The sequence below is a fragment of the Candidatus Tumulicola sp. genome (genome assembly GCA_035601835.1).
Taxonomy (GTDB): Bacteria; Vulcanimicrobiota; Vulcanimicrobiia; order Eremiobacterales; family Eremiobacteraceae; genus DATNNM01.
Window position 1 is genome coordinate 27,979 of the sequence record DATNNM010000007.1, and the last position, 19,995, is coordinate 47,973.

18 protein-coding genes and 2 tRNA genes are annotated in these 19,995 nt (G+C 65.1%); 5 read left to right on the forward strand and 15 right to left on the reverse strand.

Annotated features, from left to right (window positions below):
• Positions 1 to 36: 36 nt before the first annotated feature.
• The 4 genes from VN934_01910 to VN934_01925 are packed head-to-tail and all read left to right on the forward strand — an operon-like array spanning position 37 to position 4,174.
• Positions 37 to 897 (forward strand): branched-chain amino acid ABC transporter permease, encoded by an 861-nt coding sequence (locus VN934_01910; protein ID HXM17547.1) that lies wholly within the window; start codon positions 37 to 39, stop codon positions 895 to 897.
• Positions 897 to 1,826 carry a branched-chain amino acid ABC transporter permease gene (locus VN934_01915; protein HXM17548.1) on the forward strand — a complete coding sequence of 310 codons (930 nt, stop codon included), beginning with the start codon at positions 897 to 899 and terminating at the stop codon, positions 1,824 to 1,826. Before VN934_01910 ends, VN934_01915 begins: the two co-directional genes overlap by 1 nt.
• Positions 1,819 to 3,288, forward strand: coding sequence for an ATP-binding cassette domain-containing protein (locus tag VN934_01920; GenBank protein HXM17549.1), 1,470 nt, complete (start codon positions 1,819 to 1,821; stop codon positions 3,286 to 3,288). The genes VN934_01915 and VN934_01920 overlap by 8 nt, the downstream gene beginning before the upstream one ends.
• A 1-nt stretch (position 3,289) precedes the next feature.
• Complete coding sequence (locus VN934_01925; GenBank protein ID HXM17550.1) at positions 3,290 to 4,174, forward strand: YegS/Rv2252/BmrU family lipid kinase; 885 nt, start codon at positions 3,290 to 3,292, stop codon at positions 4,172 to 4,174.
• Here VN934_01925 and VN934_01930 read toward each other — a convergent pair.
• The 11 genes from VN934_01930 to VN934_01980 form a co-directional block, all read right to left on the reverse strand.
• The gene (locus VN934_01930) at positions 4,171 to 5,169 is read right to left on the reverse strand and encodes an NDP-sugar synthase (protein ID HXM17551.1); all 999 of its coding nucleotides are present in this window, start codon (positions 5,167 to 5,169) and stop codon (positions 4,171 to 4,173) included. The genes VN934_01925 and VN934_01930 overlap by 4 nt on opposite strands.
• Positions 5,170 to 5,202: 33 nt before the next feature.
• Positions 5,203 to 6,003: a WecB/TagA/CpsF family glycosyltransferase gene (locus VN934_01935; GenBank protein ID HXM17552.1), complete on the reverse strand. Its 801-nt coding sequence runs from the start codon at positions 6,001 to 6,003 to the stop codon at positions 5,203 to 5,205.
• Positions 5,967 to 6,869, reverse strand: coding sequence for a 4-hydroxy-tetrahydrodipicolinate synthase (gene dapA, locus VN934_01940; GenBank protein ID HXM17553.1), 903 nt, complete (start codon positions 6,867 to 6,869; stop codon positions 5,967 to 5,969). Before dapA ends, VN934_01935 begins: the two co-directional genes overlap by 37 nt.
• Before the next feature lies 1 nt (position 6,870).
• Positions 6,871 to 8,112, reverse strand: coding sequence for an aspartate kinase (locus tag VN934_01945; GenBank protein HXM17554.1), 1,242 nt, complete (start codon positions 8,110 to 8,112; stop codon positions 6,871 to 6,873).
• The gene (locus VN934_01950; GenBank protein ID HXM17555.1) at positions 8,109 to 9,122 is read right to left on the reverse strand and encodes an aspartate-semialdehyde dehydrogenase; all 1,014 of its coding nucleotides are present in this window, start codon (positions 9,120 to 9,122) and stop codon (positions 8,109 to 8,111) included. Before VN934_01950 ends, VN934_01945 begins: the two co-directional genes overlap by 4 nt.
• Positions 9,119 to 9,874, reverse strand: coding sequence for a 4-hydroxy-tetrahydrodipicolinate reductase (gene dapB / locus VN934_01955; protein ID HXM17556.1), 756 nt, complete (start codon positions 9,872 to 9,874; stop codon positions 9,119 to 9,121). Before dapB ends, VN934_01950 begins: the two co-directional genes overlap by 4 nt.
• Positions 9,875 to 9,891: 17 nt before the next feature.
• Entirely contained in the window at positions 9,892 to 12,048 is a 2,157-nt protein-coding gene (locus tag VN934_01960; protein HXM17557.1) for a UvrD-helicase domain-containing protein, read from the reverse strand.
• Between the two features lie 52 nt (positions 12,049 to 12,100).
• On the reverse strand, positions 12,101 to 13,192 hold the full coding sequence (locus VN934_01965; protein HXM17558.1) for a hypothetical protein: 1,092 nt from the start codon (positions 13,190 to 13,192) through the stop codon (positions 12,101 to 12,103).
• The gene (locus VN934_01970; protein HXM17559.1) at positions 13,189 to 14,475 is read right to left on the reverse strand and encodes a glycosyltransferase; all 1,287 of its coding nucleotides are present in this window, start codon (positions 14,473 to 14,475) and stop codon (positions 13,189 to 13,191) included. The genes VN934_01965 and VN934_01970 overlap by 4 nt, the downstream gene beginning before the upstream one ends.
• 111 nt (positions 14,476 to 14,586) lie before the next feature.
• On the reverse strand, positions 14,587 to 15,633 hold the full coding sequence (locus tag VN934_01975) for an NDP-sugar synthase (GenBank protein ID HXM17560.1): 1,047 nt from the start codon (positions 15,631 to 15,633) through the stop codon (positions 14,587 to 14,589).
• A 39-nt stretch (positions 15,634 to 15,672) separates the two neighbouring features.
• On the reverse strand, positions 15,673 to 17,844 hold the full coding sequence (locus tag VN934_01980; GenBank protein ID HXM17561.1) for a hypothetical protein: 2,172 nt from the start codon (positions 17,842 to 17,844) through the stop codon (positions 15,673 to 15,675).
• 50 nt (positions 17,845 to 17,894) lie between these two features.
• Between VN934_01980 and VN934_01985 the strand changes: the two genes are divergently transcribed.
• A complete protein-coding gene (locus VN934_01985) occupies positions 17,895 to 18,275 on the forward strand; it encodes a DUF1801 domain-containing protein (protein ID HXM17562.1) in 381 nt (126 codons plus the stop codon).
• A gap of 22 nt (positions 18,276 to 18,297) precedes the next feature.
• Here the strand turns inward: VN934_01985 and VN934_01990 are convergent, their stop codons facing one another.
• From VN934_01990 to VN934_02005, 4 genes are all read right to left on the reverse strand, one after another.
• Positions 18,298 to 18,822 carry a hypothetical protein gene (locus VN934_01990; protein ID HXM17563.1) on the reverse strand — a complete coding sequence of 175 codons (525 nt, stop codon included), beginning with the start codon at positions 18,820 to 18,822 and terminating at the stop codon, positions 18,298 to 18,300.
• Between the two features lie 425 nt (positions 18,823 to 19,247).
• On the reverse strand, positions 19,248 to 19,718 hold the full coding sequence (locus VN934_01995) for a cupin domain-containing protein (GenBank protein ID HXM17564.1): 471 nt from the start codon (positions 19,716 to 19,718) through the stop codon (positions 19,248 to 19,250).
• A gap of 74 nt (positions 19,719 to 19,792) precedes the next feature.
• A tRNA-Glu gene (locus VN934_02000) sits at positions 19,793 to 19,868 on the reverse strand.
• A 1-nt stretch (position 19,869) separates the two neighbouring features.
• Positions 19,870 to 19,945: transfer RNA gene (locus VN934_02005), tRNA-Gln, on the reverse strand.
• Positions 19,946 to 19,995: the final 50 nt, after the last annotated feature.

Consider the following 19,995-nt stretch of genomic DNA (forward strand, 5'->3'; position numbering starts at 1 on the left):
GCGACGCGCCGCAGCGGCTGACGTCACAGGAACGCCGTGCCGCTGCAGCTCTATACGATTGAGGGACTCAACAGCCTGGCGTTCGCCATGCTGTTGTTCCTGTTGGCGTCCGGATTCTCGCTGATCTTCGGCGTCGGCCGAATCGCGAATCTGGCCCACGGCAGCATGTACATGCTGGGCGGCTACCTCGGCTTTTCGGTCGCGCAGCACAGCGGCAGTTTTTGGCTTGCGCTGCTCGTCGCGCCGGTCGCAGGCGCGCTCTTCGGCATCGTGGTCGAGCGCTTGCTATTGCGGCGCCTGTACGGCCGCGAACTCGATCAAGTGCTGCTGACTGTCGGGTTGGCATTCGTCTTGGCGGACGTCACACGCTGGATCTGGGGCGCCGATATTCGCGCGCTGCCGGCGCCGCCGGCGCTTTCCGGACTGGTGTCGGTGCTGGGCGTGCTCTATCCCAAGTATCATTTGTTCATCATCGCGCTGGGCGTCGTGCTCTTCGTCGTGGTCCTGCTCGCGATGCGCACGCCATGGGGCGCGAAAATGCGCGCGGTGACGAGCGATCCGCGCATCGCCGCCTCGCTGGGAGTCCCGACGGGCACGGTGAACGCGCTGACTTTCGCAGCAGCCACGGCGCTGGCCGCCTTCGGTGGAGCGGCCGGTGCGCCCATCGTCGCGCTGGCGCCCGGTCTCGACCTCACCATGATGCTGCTGGCGCTCATCGTGGTGGTGGTGGGCGGCCTCGGAAGCATCACCGGGGCTTTCGTGGGCGCGATCATCGTCGCGCTGGTGGACGGTTTCGGGCGGCTGTTCTTCCCCGAATCCGCTTCATTTCTCATCTTCGCGCTGATGGCGCTCGTGTTGAGCTTCCGGCCGCAGGGGTTGCTCGGGAGGGCTGGTTGATGCGCCCGCGCACGATCCTGCTCGGCTGCATCGCGCTCGTCGCGGCGCTCGCGCCGTTGTATCTGCACGGCTACGCTTTGTATCTGGCGACCGAAGTGGCCCTGTATGCCATCGCGGCGGCGGCGCTCGATCTGCTCGTGGGTTACGCGGGCCTGGTCTCGCTCGGCCAGGCGGCATACTTCGGCATCGGCGCCTATGCGGCTGCGATCGTAGCCGCCCATTTCGGCGCCGATCTGTGGCTGACGCTCGCCGCCGGTTTTGTCTGCGCCGCCATCTTCGCCGCCGTCACGGCGCCGCTCACGCTGCGCAGCCACGGCATCTTCTTCCTCATGGTGACCCTCGCGTTCTCGCAATTGGCGTACGCGACCGCCGACAAGTGGCACAGCCTCACCGGCGGCAGCGACGGGCTCGTCGTGCCGAAGCTGGCGATCAGCGACCCGGCGTTCTACCTCGTCGCGCTCGGAATCTTGGCCGCAGTGATGCTCGCGCTCGGTTTGCTCGTGCGCTCGCCGTTCGGGCGCGTGCTGGCGGCGACGCGTCAAAACGAGACCCGCGTCCGGGCGCTTGGACTCTCCGCCTTCTGGTACAAGTATTGGGCGATCGTTCTCGTCGGCGGGATCACCGGACTCGCCGGCGTCTTGCACGCGCACCATCGCGCGTTCGTGAGCCTGGCAGACCTGCATTGGACCAATTCGGTGACGCTGCTCGTCATGGTGCTGCTCGGCGGACGGCAAACGTTGTGGGGCGGTGTCGTCGGCGCAGCGGTCTTCACGCTGCTCGAGGCGTGGATCTCCTCGAAGACCGACCAGTGGGAGATGTTCGTCATCGGCGCTGTGCTGATCGCGATCGTGCTGTTCACGCCGCGCGGGCTCACCAGCCTCTTCGCGTCGTTCCGGACGATGGTCGGAGGCGGCGGCGAACATGCCTGAACTCCAGGTCGAATCCGTCACCAAGCGTTTCGGCGGGGTGGTCGCGCTGGATGGCGTTTCCCTTTCGATCGAGCGCGCCGAACGTCGCGCGCTCATCGGTCCCAACGGAGCGGGCAAGAGCACGCTGTTCAACGTGATCAGCGGCGAGCTGCGGCCCACGATGGGCGACGTGGACCTGGCAGGCGTGCGCACGACCGGCATGTCGCCGGAACGCATCGCGCGCCTGGGGCTGTCGCGCACCTTTCAGACCAGCAGTTTGTTCCCCGAGGCTACCGTCCTGGAAAACGTCGTGCTCGCATTGCTGCCGGGCGAGGGTCATCGTTGGAACTGCGTGACGCCGCTCGAACGTTTTGCCCATCACGAACAGCTCGCACGCGAGGCGCTGAACGCAGTCGGGCTGCTTGCGCGAGCGGGGAGCCTCGCCGGCAGCCTCTCTCACGGCGAATCGCGCCAATTGGAACTTGCGAGCGCGTTGGCGCAGCGGCCGCATCTTCTGCTGCTCGACGAACCGCTAGCCGGCCTGGCGAAGTCGGAGCGCGATCGGATCGGCGCGTTGCTGCGGGGCTTGCCGCGCGATCTCACGATCCTGCTCATCGAACACGATCTCGAGTTCGCGCAGGCCTTCGCCGACCGCATGACCGTGCTGCACAATGGCCGCGTGCTAGCCGAGGGCCCGCCGGATGACGTTCGCAACAACCCGGCGGTGATCGAAGTGTACATGGGCAGCGGCGCCGCGGTGGCGGCTCGCCGGCCCGAACGTGCTCCCGGCCCGGTACTGCTTGAGGTGCGTGGTCTACGCGCGGGATACGGCGAGGCGCTCGTGCTCGAAGACGTCTCCATCGACGTCCGCAAAGGCGAAGTGGTCGCGATCCTGGGCCGCAACGGCATGGGAAAGACCACGTTGCTCCATGCGCTGATGAACTTCGTGCCGTTGTCGGCCGGCAAGGTGAGGTTGGATGGCCGCGACTTGGCGCGCGCCTCCACGCTCGCTCGGGCACGCGCTGGGCTGGCGCTCGTGCCGCAGGGGCGTCACATGCTCGCCGGCCTGAGCGTGGCCGAGGAGCTTGACTTGAGTCCGCGCCCCGGACCTTGGACCCGCGAGCGGATCTTCAACCTTTTCCCACGTTTGCGCGAGCGGGCCGGTCAATCGAGCGTGAATCTGTCGGGCGGAGAGCAGCAGATGCTTGCGATCGCTCGCGCGATGCTGCGCAATCCCACACTTCTGCTCATGGACGAGCCGAGCGAGGGCTTGAGTCCGGCGCTGGTACGCTCGTTGGAGAGCACCATCGCTTCGCTGCGCGACGACGGCGAGACGGTGCTGCTGGCCGAGCAGAACATCGATCTGGCGCTCGCCGTCGCAGACCGCGTGTACGTGCTCGAGCACGGCCGCGTGGTCGAGCACGACACGGCGCGCGCCTTTGCTGCGCAGCGCTCGAGGTTGGAAAAGAGCCTGGGCGTTTGACGTGACAGCACGGGCATGCGTCATCGTCGCGAATCCGCGCTCGGGCGGCGGCAATGTCATCGCGGCAACGCGTGCGATTTTGACGACGCCTGAGATCAAGACGGTCGCCGTGCTGGAACTAAGCCGCGACCAGGAGTTCGCGAGCCGGCTCAATAGTTTTGTAGGTGATAAGAAGCCCATCATCGCATGCATCGGCGGAGACGGTACGATCTCCGCGGTGTTGAACGCGCTTGCGCATCCGGGCCGGTGCGTGTTGGCCGTCGTGCCATGCGGCTCGGGGAACGACCTCGCGCGAGAGCTGGACATCGACGGCGTCCGAACGGCGCTCGACGTGCTGGCCCGAGGGCGCGAGCGTTCGATCGATTTCGGCATCGTCAATGGAAAGCGCTTCGTCAACGGAGTGGGCATCGGACTGGACGCCGAGGTGGCTCGCATGGCGGCCGCGATCCGTGCGCGCGGCGTCTTTCATGCAGCGTCGTACTATTTGGCGGCGCTGCGAGGCTTGCTCACCGTCAAGCCGGTCGGCTCACGCGTAGCCGCCGCCGAACAGAGCCCCGTGCCGTTTGACGACCTCGTGATGATCACGATCGGCAACGGCAAGTGGTACGGCGGCGGCTTTCGCGGTGCTCCGCTCGCCGAGCTAGACGATGGGATGTTGGATTGCTACGCGTTCCGCGACGTGCTCGGGCTCTTCCGGCGGCTGGGGCTGATGCAGCGCATTAAGGCCGGCGTGCACGGCAAGGATCCGAATGTCACCGCGATCCGCACCGATCGACTCACGATCGAGTTCGCGCGAAGCGTGGCGATGCACGTGGACGGCGAACTCACCGAAACCACGCGCGCAGACATCTCGCTGGTCGCGCTTGGCGCAAGAATACTGGCTTAGGCGTCTCGCGCGGTGATGTGCCCCGCGACGGCATATTCACCGCCGTTTTGGACCGTGCCGGGCGCTACGACGGCGTTGACGCCGAAGATCGCGTCGCGGATGCGCGCGCCCGCGCCGACGCGTACGCCGCTCCACAGGATCGACTGCTCGATGAGCGCGCCCGCTTCAATCACGCAGCGGCTGCCGATGCACGACGGCCCAACGATTCGAGCGCTGGGATCGAGCGTGACGCCCGGACCGGTCAGCACGCCGTCGCGCAGCGCTGCGCCGTCGGCGATCGCCAGCTTCACGACGCCGGTCAACGCGTCGCGATGCACGCGCCGGTATTCCGACGGCGTGCCGACGTCGCACCAATACGCCTCCTGGCGCATGCCGTAGAAGCGCTCTTCGGCCTTCAAGAGATAGGGGAAGACCTGCTTGCCGAAATCGTAGAACGTGTTGGCCGGGATGTGCTCGAGGACGCTGGGCTCGAAGATGTACACGCCGGTGTTGACGAAGTTGCTCAGCTCCGTCCCCGGCACCGGTTTCTCTTGGAAGCTCTTGATGCGCCCGTCCGAATCCGTCACCACCACGCCGTACTGACTGACGTTCTCCGCTTGCGCCAGCACGATCGTCGCGGTGGCGCCGCGTCGCTGGTGGAAGGCGATGGCCGCCGCAAGATCGATGGTGGTGACGTCATCGCAGCCGATGACGACAAAGGTCTGGTTGAACCGGGCCGCGAGCTGCTTGACCGCGCCGGCGCTGCCCATGAGTTCCGTCTCGTGCAGATACGTGATGCGCGCGTTCCATTTCGCGCCCTCGCCGACGTACTTGCGCACCGCATCGGCGAAATAGTGGACGTTGATGGCGATGTCATCGACGCCGTTGGCGCGCAAGTATTCGAGGACGTGGGCGACGACCGGCCGGTCGAGCACCGGCACGAGCGGCTTGGGCACGTTCAGCGTGAGCGGATACAGGCGGGTGGAAAGACCGCCTGCTAGGATCATCCCGCGCATGCGTGGACTCTTTGACCGTTGGGGTTGGCCCGCCTACCGCTCGCCATGGCCTCGCTCGAAGAACGCCTGTCTGAGCGCACGCGCTGCGAAAACCGGCAGCGCGAGTTGCCGCGCGAAGCGGCGAGGTTCGCGCACCAAACGATACAGCCACTCCAGGCCGGCCCGCCGGATCGCAAGCGGCGCGCGCGGCATGCGGCCGGAAACGACATCGAACGCACCGCCCACTCCTATGCACGTCACGGGGCCGAGCGCGTTTCGGTGCTCGGAGATCCAGTATTCCTGACGCGGGAATCCCATGCCGACAAACGCGAGACGAGCGCCGGACTCGCGAATGCGGCGTGCCACGCTCTCGCCGTCCTCGGCCGGGAAGTAGCCGTGCTGCGCGCCTGCGATCTGCAGGCCGGCGTGCCGGCCGGCGAGCGCGGCGCCGGCTTGTGTCGCTACGCCATCGGAGCCGCCGAGCAAGAACATCCGCCAGCCGCGCGCGACGCTCTCCGCGCACAAACGCTCGAGGAGGTCGATGCCGGGAACGCGCTCCGGAACCGGGCGCCCGAGCCAGCGCGATGCGAGCACGATGCCAAGGGTATCGGGCACGACCAGGTCTGCAGCGTTGATGACGTCTCGGTAGCGCTCGTCCCGGTATGCCAGGTTCGCCATTTCGGCGCCCAGCGTCACGACCTGCGCGAAGCGCCCGGCCTCTATAAAGGAGGCGATTTGCTCGACGGCTCCCGCCATGTCGACGCGATCGACCCGGCAGCCGAGAATCCTGACGGAGTTCTGCGCGAGTGTGCCGGCGGTCAACGCGCCGGTGCGGCGGCCAGCGTCCGAAGCCATGGCGCGATCGCTGCGTCGAGCGCCCGCTCTTGCTCGGCGTTCAGCGGACACAGCGGCGGACGGCAGCGTCCGGTCGCGAAGCCGAAGCGCCGCATGGCCGCCTTCACCGGGATCGGGCTGGTCACCGCAAAGAGCGCCTTGCATAGCGGCAGGAGTTTCGCGTGAAGCGCGGCGGCGCGGCCGCTGTCGCCCGCTTGGAACGCGTCAAGCATGGCGCGGACGTCTTCACCCGCGACATGGCTGATGACGCTCACGATGCCGCGTCCGCCGATCGCCGCGATCGGCAGCGTCAGGTGATCGTCGCCGGAGTAGACGTCGAAATCAGGCGCCACCCGGGCGATGATCTCCGCGATCTGCATCAGGTCGCCGCTGGATTCTTTGACCGCGACGATGAGCGGGTGCTTAGACAGACTCACGATCGTGTCCGGCAGGATGTTGACTGCGGTGCGCCCGGGGATGTTGTAGATCGCGATCGGGGTCTTTACGGCATCTGCGATCGCCGTGAAATGCTCGATCAAGCCGGCTTGGGGAGGCTTGTTGTAGTACGGTCCGACGAGCAACAGCGCGTCCACGCCGCATTGCTCGGCCTTCTTGCTCAGTTCGACCGAGTGGTGCGTGTCGTTGCCGCCGGTGTTGGCGATGACTTTGGCTTTGCCGCGGACCGCTTGAGCGACGGCCACGAAGAGGCGCAATTTCTCCTCATCGCTCAGCGTCGGCGATTCGCCGGTCGTGCCCGCGATCACCAAGCCCGTCGTACCGCGCTCGCACAGCCACGCCGCAAGCCGCCCGGCTTCGTCGTAATCCACAGCGCCGGTGTCGCGCATCGGGGTGATCATCGCGGTGACGACGGGCCCGAATCGTGACATGTTACGCGTCCTTCCCTAGGCCGAAGTAGTCGTGCAAGGATTGCTCCGCCGCGGCCGCCACGGCGCCCGGCACCAATATCGAGATCGTGATGTTCGAATCGGTGCTGTGGATGATCGGAACCCCGTTGGACACGAGCGCCTTGACGACTTTGTACATGACGCCCGGAGTGCCGCGCATGCCGGAGCCGACGATGGATATCTTCGCACAGTCGCGCGTGGCACGGGCTGCGACGGGCAGCGCGTCGAGCAGCTTGCGCGCCAGTTCAAGCTCGTCGTCTCGCACGATGAAGAACACGCCGGCCGCATTGACGTTGATGCAATCGAGGTTCACGCCCGATTCCGCCATCACGCGAAAGATCTCGGTCTCCCAACCACCCGGCATGGCGGCTGCTTCGGGCACGACGTGCAGAAAGGTGTACCCGAGCATCGTCGCGATGCCCGTCACCGGATGATCCGACGCGAGCGTGCGCTCGGCCCCGACGCCGGTGCCGACGCCGGTCCGCAGACTGCGGATAGAGTATGGCGTCCGCCCGTCGCGCGCGACCTGCGCAGCTTTGTCGTGCATGACGCTGGCGCCGAGGCCCGCGAGTTCGTCCAGCTCTTCAAACGTGAGTTCCTCGACTGTGTGCGCGGCGGGCACACGCTTGGGATCGGCGCTCATCACGCCGTCGACGTCGGTGAGGATCTCGCATTGCACATTGCCGAGCGCGCGCGCAAGCACGACCGCCGTGAGGTCGCTGCCGCCTCGTCCTATCGTGGTGACGCTGCCGTCCTCCGCGATCCCTTGGAAGCCGGCCACGACCGGCGTGACGCCCGCGTCGAGCAGCGTGCGGAGGTTGTCGGGCTCGACCGCAACGACCCGAGCATCGCCGTGGTTCGCGTCGGTGTGGATGCCCGCTTGAGCGCCGGTCAGCGCACGAGCAGGGATGCCTTCGCTTTCCAGCAGCGCGGCAAAGATGCTCGCCGAAATCGTCTCGCCGCACGAAAGCAGAAGATCCCGATTGGGACCGCCTTTGATGCCGGGGGCGAGGTCTAACAGCGTATCGGTGGCATACGGCGCGGGGGCTCGCCCCAGCGCTGAGACGACGATGACCGGCCGCGCACCCGCTGCAAGCTTATCGCGCACGCGCTTGACGGCAAGAGCTCTCAGTTCCGGCGTGGCAAGCGATGAGCCGCCGAACTTCATGACGACTTCGCGCGCCGCGGCCCGCGGCTGTTGCGCTCCGCTTGCGCGCGCGCTCACGCCGGCACTCTTGCTCGCTCGCGCAGCGCCGCCTCGACGATCTGCACGGCATTGGTCGCCGCGCCCTTGCGCAAGTTGTCGCAGACGATCCAGCACAAGTACGCTCCGGGGTGCGCGTGGTCGGCGCGTAGGCGCCCGACGAAAACCTCGTCGCTGCCGGCGGCTTCGAGCGGCGTCGCGTATGCGTTGCCCTCGAGGAAGCGCACGCCGGTCGCGCTCTTCAACAGGGCGCGAATCTCATCGATCGGAGCCGGCTTCTTCGGGGCGAACGAGACGCTTTCGCTGTGACCGACCACGACCGGCACGCGCACGGTGGTGGCCGAGACGCGCAGCTCGGGCAGTGCAAGGATCTTCTGCAGCTCGGCGGCGATCTTTTGCTCTTCTTCAACATATCCGTCGTCGCCGAACGGGCCGACCTCCGGCACGACGTTGCCCGCGATGCGGCGAGGCAGCGCGGCGCGCACGCTGCTGCCGGCGCTCTGCGCCGCGAGTTCTTCCACGGCGTCCTTTCCCGCACCCGAGACGCTTTGGTAGGTCGAGACGCTCACCCACGACAGGCCGAAAGCGCGCTCGATCGGCGCGAGCGCGACGGCGAGCGGGATGGTGGAACAGTTGGGATTCGCGATCAGCTGATGAGCTCCGATGCTGCCCGCGTTGACTTCGGGCACGACCAAGGGAACGGACGGATCGAGCCGATAAACGGTTGATTTGTCCACCACCAGCGCGCCGGCTGCGGCGGCGCCGCGCGCGTAGCGCCGGCTCACCGCGTCGCCACCCGCAAAAAATGCGACGTCGACGCCGCTAAAAGGCTCGCTCACGTCCTCGAGCCGCTCGACCGTCGCGTCCACGCCGCACGCCCGCACGGTTGCGCCTGCCGAGCGCGCGGTGGCGTAGCAGCGCAGCGCCGCGACCGGAAAGCGCCGTTCGTCCAAAATGCGCAGCAGCGTCTCGCCGACCAATCCGGTCGCGCCGACGATGGCGACGTTTTGCGGCCGCGGGCCCGCGTTCACAACAACTCTTCCAGACCTTCCACGAAGCGGTCTAATCCCGGCGCTGCGCGCACCGCCCGGAGCACGCCGGGCATGAACGACTCGCGCGAGAACGAGTCGTGGCGGATGGAGAGCGTTTCCCCAACACCGCCGAAAAGCACTTCTTGATGCGCTACCACGCCGGGCAAGCGCAGGCTGTGCACCCCGACGTTGTCCAGCGCGGCGCCGCGCGCGCCCTCTGCGCGGGTGAGTTTGGTCTGCGCGCGATCGAAAGCGCCGGTCTTTGCCAGTCGTCGCGCCGTCGCCATCGCGGTGCCTGACGGCGCATCGTTTTTTCCCGACTCGTGCATTTCGATGATCTCAACCGCTTTGTAGTAGCGGCTCGCCTCGGCTGCGAACTTCATCATCAGCACGGCGCCGAGCGCGAAGTTCGGCGCGAACACGGCGCCGATGCGAGATCGTTCGCACGCCGCGCGCAGTTCCACGATGTCGTCACTAGAGTAGCCCGAGGTGCCGATGACCGGCCGCACGCAGCGCCCGATCGCCGCGAGCGCTAATTCTTTGGAAAAGGGAAACACGGTGAAGTCGACCAGCACGTCGGGCTTGGCCCGCTGCACCAAATCGACGAAGGCGTCGAACTCGTCGGCGCCCTGTGCGGTGCCCGGCTTCACGAGCCCGCCGGCATATTCGAGGTCATCGGCTGCGCGCAGCGCTGCCACGGTCGCAAGCCCCATCTTGCCGTGCGCTCCCGCAACTCCGACGCGAATCATCATGGCGATGTTCTCACGAACTAAATTTGGACCTTTTCCAATCTCGCGTAGTTGAGCATGATGCTCTTGCGGCCGACCGCTCCGAAGTCGACCGTCACGAACGCGTCCCCACCCGCGCCGCGCACTTCCAAAACCACGCCGCTGCCGAATTTCGGATGACTGACCGCGTCGCCCGCGACCAGCTCGATCTCGCGCTCGATCGGAGCCGGAACGGCGACGTCCTCCCAGGTCCCGCCGAGTCCGATGCTAGGCATCGCCGGCGCGTTGAGAAACTCCAAGCCTGTCATCTCCTCGAGAAAGCGAGATGGCGGATGGAGATAGGCGCTGCCGAACGTCGTGCGGCGTTTGGCGTACGTGAGATACAATTCATCGATGGCGCGCGTCACCCCGACGTAGCATAGGCGGCGCTCCTCTTCGATCTCGTGCGGGTCCACCAGCGCGCGGTTGTGCGGAAAAATGCCTTCTTCAAGTCCGCACAGGAAGACGACGGGAAACTCCAGGCCTTTGGCCATGTGCAGCGTCATGAGCGTGACGGCTGACTCGCCTTCCTTCATCGCGTCGAGGTCCGACACGAGCGAGATGTTCGACAAGAAGCCGGCAAGGTCGGGCCCCTCGCGTTCGGCGTAGTCGCGCGCCACGCCGATCAGTTCCTCAAGGTTCTCGAGGCGGGCGCGCGATTCGGGCGTGTCCTCCTCGCGCAGCTCGCGCGCGTACCCCGTGTCCTCGATGATCGACAGCAGCGCGGCTGCCGGCCCCTGATCGTTGGCGATCGTCGCAAAGGCCTCGATGTCGCGCATGAACGACGCGATATCCTTGACCTTCTTCGGTGCTACCGCACCCACCACGTCTTGATCCGCGAGCGCCGTTGCGAACGTCAGTCCTCGGCGCGCGCCCTCGTCGGCGATCGAGTTCAGCGTGGTCGGCCCGATGCCGCGCTTCGGCGCATTGATGATGCGGCGCAGGCTCACGCCATCGTCGCGATTGAGCAAGTAACGCAGGTAGGCCAGCGCGTCTTTGACTTCGGCCCTGGCGTAGAAACCGACCCCGCCGACCACGCGGTACGGCATGCCGGCCACGAGCATCGCCTCTTCAAAAGCACGCGATTGCGCGTTCGTGCGGTACAGCACCACGTGATCGCCCAAACTGCGCCCGTCGCCGATGACGCCTTCGCGGATGGTCTCCACCACGAAACGCGCCTCGTCACGGTCAGTCGATGCGGCGTAGACGCGCACGGGCTTGCCACTCTCGCGCGACGTCCACAACTTCTTGTGATGGCGTTGGGTGTTGTGGGCGACGAGCGCGTTGGCCGCCGACAGCACGGGCGAGGTCGAGCGGTAGTTGCGCTCGAGCCGATAGGTGGCGGCGTTGGCGAAGTCGCGCTCGAAGCGCAGGATAATGCGATGATCCGCCCCGCGAAAGGCGTAGATCGACTGATCGTCGTCGCCCACGACGCAGATGTTGCCGGATCCAGCGGACAGACCGCGCACCATTCGATATTGCGCTTCGTTGACGTCCTGGTACTCGTCCACGAGGATGTACGCGAAGCGCTCGGACCATTGTTTGGCCTCGCTCCTGCCGGAGCGCAGCAGCGCGATCGTGCGCATGATGAGGTCGTCGAAATCCAGCGCGTTGGACAGATTGAGACGTCGCTGATACTCCGAATACAGCGCTGCCACGTTGGGCGAGAGTTGACCGTCGGCGGAGTCCGCGAACGCCGCCGGATCGATCAGCCGCTCTTTTGCCCGGCTGATCTGGGCCAGCACCGCGCCAGGCGCATAATGCCGTTCGTCGAGGTTGAGGTCGCGCAATACTTCCTTTAGAAGACTGCGTTGGTCGGCTTCGTCGTAGATGACGAAATTCGGAGCGACGCCGACCGTCTTGCCGTCGCGGCGAAGAATGCGCACGCCGATGGAGTGAAACGTTCCGACCCACAAACCGTGCGCTTGTGGTCCGACGAGCGCATGCAGCCTCCTCTTGAGCTCGCCGGCCGCCTTGTTCGTGAACGTGACCGCGAGGATGCGATGCGCGGGCGCCTTGTCGCCCGCGAGCAGGTGCGCGATGCGATGCGTCAAGACGCGCGTCTTGCCGCTGCCCGCGCCCGCAAAAATAAGGACGGCGCCGTCCGTGTGGGACGCCGCCGCGCGCTGCTCTTCGTTCAGGAGTTCAAGCGGATCCATAGGCTAACCGTTGTGTTTCGCCCCGATCCGCTTCAACGCCTACACGTGATGCTTAGCCATGCGCGATGGAGAGGTGCGCGTGCAAGTACGATAACGTGCTTTCCGCGCCCATGTTCTGGTTGAGGCTGCCGTGCTTGAGACCATCGCAGCACCCGCCCGTCTGCGGGTGCGCCACCATCAGTCCATCGCTGTTGTTGCCGAAAAACCATTCGAAAGTTCGAAGTGCGCGATCGCGATAGCCCGAGTCTGCGGTGACCTTGGCTGCGGCAAGCCACGCGTCCACCATACCGCAAGCCTCGATCGGCTGCTGGTCGTACAGCGGGCGCCGCTTGCCGCGCACGTACCAGCCGTCGTTGCCGATCGGCAAGAACGTGTCTTGCGGCTGGGTGACCGAGGCGAGAAAATTCAGGGAGCGCATCCCGATGTCGCGGTAGCGCTGCTCGCCGGTCACCTCAAAGGCACGCAGCATCGCCTCGGGCAAGCGCCCGTTGCCCCAAGTCAATTCGGGTTCCCACCACGGCCACTCGTCAGAAGCGTTCGCCTCAAAGGCCGACGCGAGGTCTAAGGCGAGTTCATCGACCTGGGGCCGCACCTGGGGTAGGCTCTTCGCCGCGTGGCACAGCCCGAGCAGAGCGTAGCCCCTCGGCCTGATGCCTTCCAGGTCGCGAAGATGCGGCAGGGAGCGCTCGAGCACAAGGGTGACCGCTTCACGCCAGATGCCGCGCGGACACAGACTCATCGTCACGCCGCAGGCCCACGCCGCCCGGCCGATGCTATCCGGCGAGCCGATCTCGTCGGTGAAATCGCCGTGCTCGTCCATCAGGTTGTGAAACGCGCCGTCTGCGCGCTGCGACGTCTCGACGAAGCGCAGCGCGGCGCGGCCGATAGCAGCGGCGTCTTGGTCGTCCTGCTTCAGCGCAAGCGCGAGGGTCGCCACGATGAGCGCCCGCGCGTTATCGTCAAGACAGTAGCCGGACGTTAGATCGCGCACCGCTCCGCGCGCGAACTGCACCATGCCGAAGCGATCGAAGAGATTCAGGCAATGATCGAAGCGAGGAAGTCTTCCGGCCAGCGCCTCGGCGGTATATCTGGACCAGTCCGGCGCGCTATGGGCGCGTTCGGCATGCACCGCCCGCAGGCTCAATCGGCCGCCGTCACTCGCGGTCGCGGGCCCGGAAGGGCTTCACGCAGCAGCCCCGCACCAGCAGGCATCCGCGCGGCTTCGCGCACCACGACCTGTTGGCGGATCGCCCCAGCGAACGCGTCTTCATATGCGCGGGCGACGCGCGGCCAGATCATCTGGCGGCCGAAGCGATAGGCGGAGAGCTCTATGGACGTGCGCAGATGCCGATCGCCCAAGATGGAGTTGACCGCAGAAGCGACGGCTGCAGCGTCGCGGAACGGCACGACGATGCCGCGACCCGCGCCCAGCAGTTCGCGCGCATAGGCGCTGGCGCTTGCGACGACCGCTCTGCCGCACGCTACGGCGTAGGAGAGCGTGCCGCTGACGATTTGGTGCGGGTCGAGGGATGGCGAGACGTAGACGTCGGTCGCCAGCAAGTGCGTGACGACTTCTTCGTCGGACATGTAGTGGTCGTCGAAGAACACGCGATCTTGCATGCCAAGTTCGCACACGCGTTGCCACAGCGATTCGCGGTAGGCTTCGCCCTCGTGCCGGCGCACGCCAGGATGCGTCTCACCGAGCAGCAGGTAGACCGCGTCCGGATTCCGCCGGAAGATCGAAGGCAGCGCGTCGATGACGTATTCGATGCCCTTGCCGCGGCTGAGCAGACCAAAGGTCGAGAGCACGGTCTTGCCGCGCAGGCCCAGCGGGCGCTTGAAATGGCGGCTCACGCGCAGCGGCACGTCGGGAACGCCGTGGAGCACGATGTGCACGCGACGAGGATCGATGCCGTAGTGCTGGTCCAGCAAGCGCCGGCCGGCCTCGGCGAGCACGATGACGGCGTCACTGCGGTTGCATATCTCGCGCGTGACGTGGCGAAGGCTGGGCTCCGGGTTCGGGAGGATGGTGTGCAGCGTCGTCACGATCGGCTTGCGGACGCGACTCATGAACTCGAGGAGCATGTTGCCCCGCTCGCCGCCGAAGAGGCCGTATTCGTGCTGCAGGTTGATGACATCTGCGCGGTGCGCGTTCGCCAGCCGTGCCGCAGCGGCGTACGAAGCGAAGTGATCGCGCCCGATCTCGCCGATCACGCATGCGGGATAGGCATAGGACTTGTCGGCATCGGTCACGGCGATGACGTCGCTCGACTCCTTGGTCAGCGCATCGTACGCGCCGCGGATATCTTCAGTGAACGTCGCGATGCCGCACTCGCGCGGCGGGTACGAGCCTACCCAAAGCGCAGCCTTCGGGCGGGCGCGCCAGGGAGCAGAAATGAGAAGCGGAGGCAACGTACGCGTTAGCATTGCACCTTCAGGAAAAAGCTTGGTTCAAATTCGGATGTATCGCTACTATTATACCATTGGACGCAGGTCACAAACACTTGCACGAGGTGCATGGCGGGACGGGACAGCCGTCTAGCGGGACCTGGTGATACTTTCGCCGCTGGCGAGCACCGCGCCGGGCGGAACAACGGCCTCGCGATCCACTGCGACGTCGATCCCCAAAATCGCGCCTCGAACGCAAGCTCCTTGGCCCACCGAGCAACCGGGCCACAGAATGCTGTCAGCGACGATCGCATCGCGCCCGATGCTGCAGCCGTCGTAGCACACGGCATAGGGTTCGAGGCTGGCACCTGGTTCGAGTTCCACGCCCGCGCCGACATACACCGGTCCGCGCACCTCGACTCCAAGTGGCAGCGGCGCGCCATCAGCCGACCACACGCTTGGTGCGATTTCGACGCCGATTGGAGCGGCAAATCGGCCGTCGAGAATATCATGGTGGGCTTGCCGATACGTGTCGGGGCGGCCTACGTCGATCCAATAATCTTCGGTGCAGCGCGCGAAGACCGCGCCGGTCTTTTCGATGAGTTGGGGAAAGGTCTCACGCTCGATCGAGACCGGACGGCCTGCCGGTATCGCCTCGAGCGCCGCCGGTTCGAGCACGTAGGTCCCAGCGTTGATGTCGCGCGCGCTGCTCTCGCCCGGCTTCGGCTTCTCCACGAAGCGCAACACGCGCCCAACGGCGTCCGTTTCGACGACGCCGAACTGGCTTGGGTCTTCGACAGGGCGCGTATGAATCGTGGCGATGGCGCCCTGTCGGCGATGATCCTGAAGCAGCGCGACGAGATCGAGGCTGGTCAGCACATCGCCGTTGCAGGCGAAAATGGTGCCATCGATATGATCGACCGCGTTCTTGATGGCTCCGGCCGTGCCCAGCGGTTCGACTTCGTGCACGTATTTGAGGCGCACGCCGTACGCGCGCCCGTCACCGAAATGCGCTTGGATCGCCGCCGGCAGGTAGCCGCACGAGAGGATGGCCTCGTCGACGCCGGCCGTGCGAAAGCGCTCGATGATCCAGCCGATGAAGGGCCGCCCGAGGAGCGGCACCATCGGTTTGGGCAACGCATAGGTGAGCGGCCTCAGGCGCGTGCCCTCGCCGCCGACTAAGATGACTGCTTGCACGGAAGTGCCGTTAGCCTTCCGAGCGGCCCTCCTGGAGTCCTACGTGCCGGCGCCGCCGCCGATGCGCCACAAATACTTGACGATGACCCGATCCAGCGTCGTCGGCGCGGCCGGCGTGCCGAAGGACACGAACAACTCGCTGCCGCTCTTGAATTTGTTGTGCAGGCCTGCCGCGAAATTCACGCCGGAGGTCGCGAAGCCGCCGTTGCCGTTGATCGAGCGCAAAGCAAGCGTCAGATTCGTCTCAGGCCCCAACGACTCGCCCACGGCCAGGCTGCGCAGGATCTGCCCGTCGACGCCGATCGCGGCCGAGCGCTCGTGCGTCCCCGCGTAGGTGAGCGATACGTTGAACCGCGTTCCGATCGGCCGCGTGGTGAACACATTGAACTGTTGCAGGTAGAATGTCGCGAAGGGGCCGGCCCCGTAGAAGAAATCGACCGGCGAGGGTGTGCCGTCGCGATAGCCGAGCGTGAACGACGATTGATTGAATGGCAGCATGATTCCGCCGGTGAGCACGGGGTCGTCGAGCGAGCTGGTCGCTTGGGTCAGATTGAGGTGCAACAGCCCCTTCGTGAAGAGATCCGTCGTGCCGAAGAAATCCGCTTCGTGGACCGCACCCGCGCGCGTCAGGAACCGGTCGGCCGCGAAAAATCCGGTCCAGGTCTTAAGGGCCCGCGTCGTCGTGAGAAAATCGGTGAACGCCTCCGGGCCGCGGATGTCGTTGACGGTGGTGAAACCGTCGATCGGGCCGTAGCCCGGACCGACATCGAGATAACCGATGTTCCACTCGTAGTTCGGCTTGTGGACGTCGAGGAAACCCGATCGGCCGTATGCGAACTGATGCGTCGGGTCGCTGATGATGCGACGCTGCTCGAGCGACTGATCGTATCCCCACACGAAGCCGGTCTTGAGATTTCGCCCGGCGATGCCGGATTCGACCGTGGTGTCGTTGCCGATGTCGTGATGGCCTTCCACCGCGTTGACCCAGTACAAGAACGTGCGGTCCTGCAGCGCATGCTTGAATGAGAACGCCTCATCGTCCAGGCGCGCGCCCTGTGCCGTGCTGCGCACGGAGAGCGCGCCGAGCTGCTGCATGCCGTAGGTTCCCTCCACTTTGAAACCGCGATCGAAGGTGCCGATGCTCGGCGTGTAGAGAACCTGATCCGCCGGGCCGATGAGGCCGCCGAGCGGGAAGGAGATGTTCGTGAAATACTGCCCGCCCTGGGCGAAGAACGGGCGATACTCCGCCAGGTTGCGCTGGAACTCTTGCGGCACGATCGTCTGCTGATCCACTTCGACATTCGAGAAGTCGGGATTGAGCGTCCCCACCGCCGCGATGGTGCTCGTCACCGGATAGACGAAGTCGAGCCCGTAGTTGCGCACGCTCTGCGTCGCAAACGTGTTGTTCGACTGCTGGAAGACTTTGCGGTCCTTGCCGAAGCTCTCCAGGCCGTAGATCTCGGCGCGCGGCTTGGGCCGAGCCGCCGATCCGGCGATGTCGAGACCGCTCAGGGCGGGCCACCAGCGCGCGTCGGTGAGTGCAGGCCAGTTCGGCGGCTGCCCGTCTTGCATGAGCCCGTCATATGCCCACGTGTAGTGCTCGGCGGTGGCGGCGACGTTGCGGACGAAGTTGATGCGCCAAGTCTGGTTCTTGCCGCCGGCGGCGCGCAAGTCGTTCAGAGGAATGGTGAGCATGGCGGTCCAGGTGGAGCCTTGGACCGCGGCTTGCGCCTCCCAGGGCGGCGCGTAGCGAGCGGACTCGATCGACTGCTGATAGCGCACGCCGCGCGGGGTGGTCTCGAAATAGTAGACCGCCGAACCTGCGCCGCTCGTGTCGATGCCCACGCCGACGCAGTCATCCTGGCCGAAGCCGATGTTGTTCGTCGTTTGGTCCGCGTGGATCGGCACGCCCTCTTGCCTGACGCGAAATGCGACGTACACATTCTTGTCGTCGTAGAGCAGATACGCCGTGGTCTCAAGCGGGGCGGTCTTGCGCGCCGTAAGGTCTTGGAAGTCCGACGCGGTGACAGCCTTTTGCCACGCCGGGTCCGAGAGCGCCGCATCGAACTTGGGCGGCACGTCCACCCGCGCAGCGGCGTAGGACTTGAGATGATCGACGGCGGCCGCTGCCGGCAAGCACGCCAGCCAAAGTGCGATTGCCGCGGCCGCCGTCGCAGCCGCGGCCGGCAACGCGCCGAACCCCGCACTCATTTGGCGCTGCTTACACATGATTCGAGAGTCCCCTTCGGGAACCGCGCATTATGAAAAAAACGAATTCCGCTTATCGCAAGGACGTGGACAAATACATCGCGGGGGTCCCGGAGCCTGCGCGCAGCACACTGAAAAAAGTGCGCGCGGCGATTCGTTCAGCTGTGCCGCCGGAGGCGACCGAGGCCATCAGCTATCAGATCCCCACCTTCAGGTACAAAGGCTCGCTGGTCGCATTCGCCGCGTTTTCGAAGCACTGCAGTTTTTTTCCCATGAGCATGGCAGTGATGAGGAAGTTCAAGAACGACCTAAAGAAGCTTGACACGTCTAAAGGTACCATCCGCTTCCTTCTGGACAAGCCTCTGTCTGCCGGCCTCGTGAAGAAATTGGTGAAGGCGCGGATAGCGGAGAACGAACGCAGGAAACAGCGCTGAACGAGCTGCCTAGCGGTCGCGTTTAGATCTTTGATTTTGCGGTCGCCAGTAATTTTCGAACGGTGTCGAAGGGCACCATTGACCCGACGCGACCAACGATCATTGTGATGTAGCCGCTCGGATCGCCGCAAGTCGCGGACAACACGGTCTTCACCTTGAGGCTATAGCAGCCGACGTTGCCGAATTGCTGGACGACGACGTTCTCTCCGTTCGCTTTCATCCTGCGGGGAAGCTTGAGCATCGTCTGCACATCGGGAGGCAGCCCGGGGCTGCCGGGCTTGGCGTATTGCACTTGTGCGTATTCCACTGTTGCCGCCGTGCCCCCACCGAATACCGCGGTGCAAATCGACACGGCGGCGTTGTCGCTGCCGTAGACCTTCGTGGCCTTTTTTCCGAGGACGCGTTCCACGTCAGCGGTCGGCATGAGGCGGCACACCTTTGCGTTGGCTGAGTTCGCCGCGAGCGAGGGTGCTGCGCTCCCCACACCAAACGCGCAGCCAAGCGTGGCGACAAGTGCGAGGTACGCAAGCGATCGGGTAATCGACATGGTTGAACCTCCGTCTGGATGGTCGCGGCTAACGAGCATCAAACAACCTGCTCGGTAATACGGATATGGGCGTCGGTTAAGTGCAATCCGTATTTTTCGATATCATTGATACAGTCATCGACATTTACGCCAGGCTGAGACTCCCCTCTGATCATCGTAAGTGTCTTGAAAGCGCTCCAGTCCCCGAACCGCGATGGCAGGTTTGCTCCCGTGCTGTCCTCTGTGAAACCGAAGACGCGGCCTGCGCCCCTGAAGATGTAGACTTGCATGAGTCGTCTCCGTAGTTTTCAAGTACATAACCGCGGAAGGAGCTGTCTCCGCCTTGAGAGTCCTTGGCGGCCTTGTAGTGGTGCGGGTTCTAGCCTACAACTACCTTTCAACCACCTTAGTATGCCGGCCGAGGTTCGCAGGAGAACCAGAATCGTCTAATGCTCGCGGGCCTGGAAACGATGGCCATATTTTTGCGCGATCGCCATAACCCTTTGAACGTCTTGCGTGGTCGGCGGACTTGGGGCCGCGTCTACCGCAAGCGGAACACCGGCTTCTTCAAAGAACGCGCCCAGCCGAGCCGAACCGGTCACGAGAAGTCGGGCTGGCGCACCGGTTGTATTTCGAAAGCCGTGGATCTCGTCGCTCGGCACGTTGATCACATCGCCGGCTGAAGCGGGAATCCAACCTAAACCGGATTCGTCCATACGCGCAACCTCGATCGATCCCTCGATGACCGAAAAGGCTTCGTGATCCGGATGCTGGTGCGGCGGTACGCCCCCACCAGGTGGTACGAACGTCTCAAGCATGCAGTACTGGCCGCCGGTGTCGGACGGCGTCAGTATCCACTCCATGTGCCCGGTGAGAACGCGGATCTTTGGTCCGGATCCGCGGCGATGAAGACCCACGGTTTGTCTCCTACGTGCGTGCGCGTTTTCGTCGCGAACTAGAGGCGGCACTTATCTTGGAAAGCCCCGGTCAGTGGTAGCCCCAAGGGAATTCGAATCCCTGTCTCCGCCTTGAGAGGGCGGCGTCCTAGGCCTCTAGACGATGGGGCCGTGGCTCCCGGGCAAGGTCTCGAACCTTGACTCTCCTGGTTCAGAGCCAGGCGTGTTGCCAATTACACCACCCGGGATCGCATGTCCGATTCGCTGCCGCCGGGCGTTTTGCTTTCGATTTCGCGCC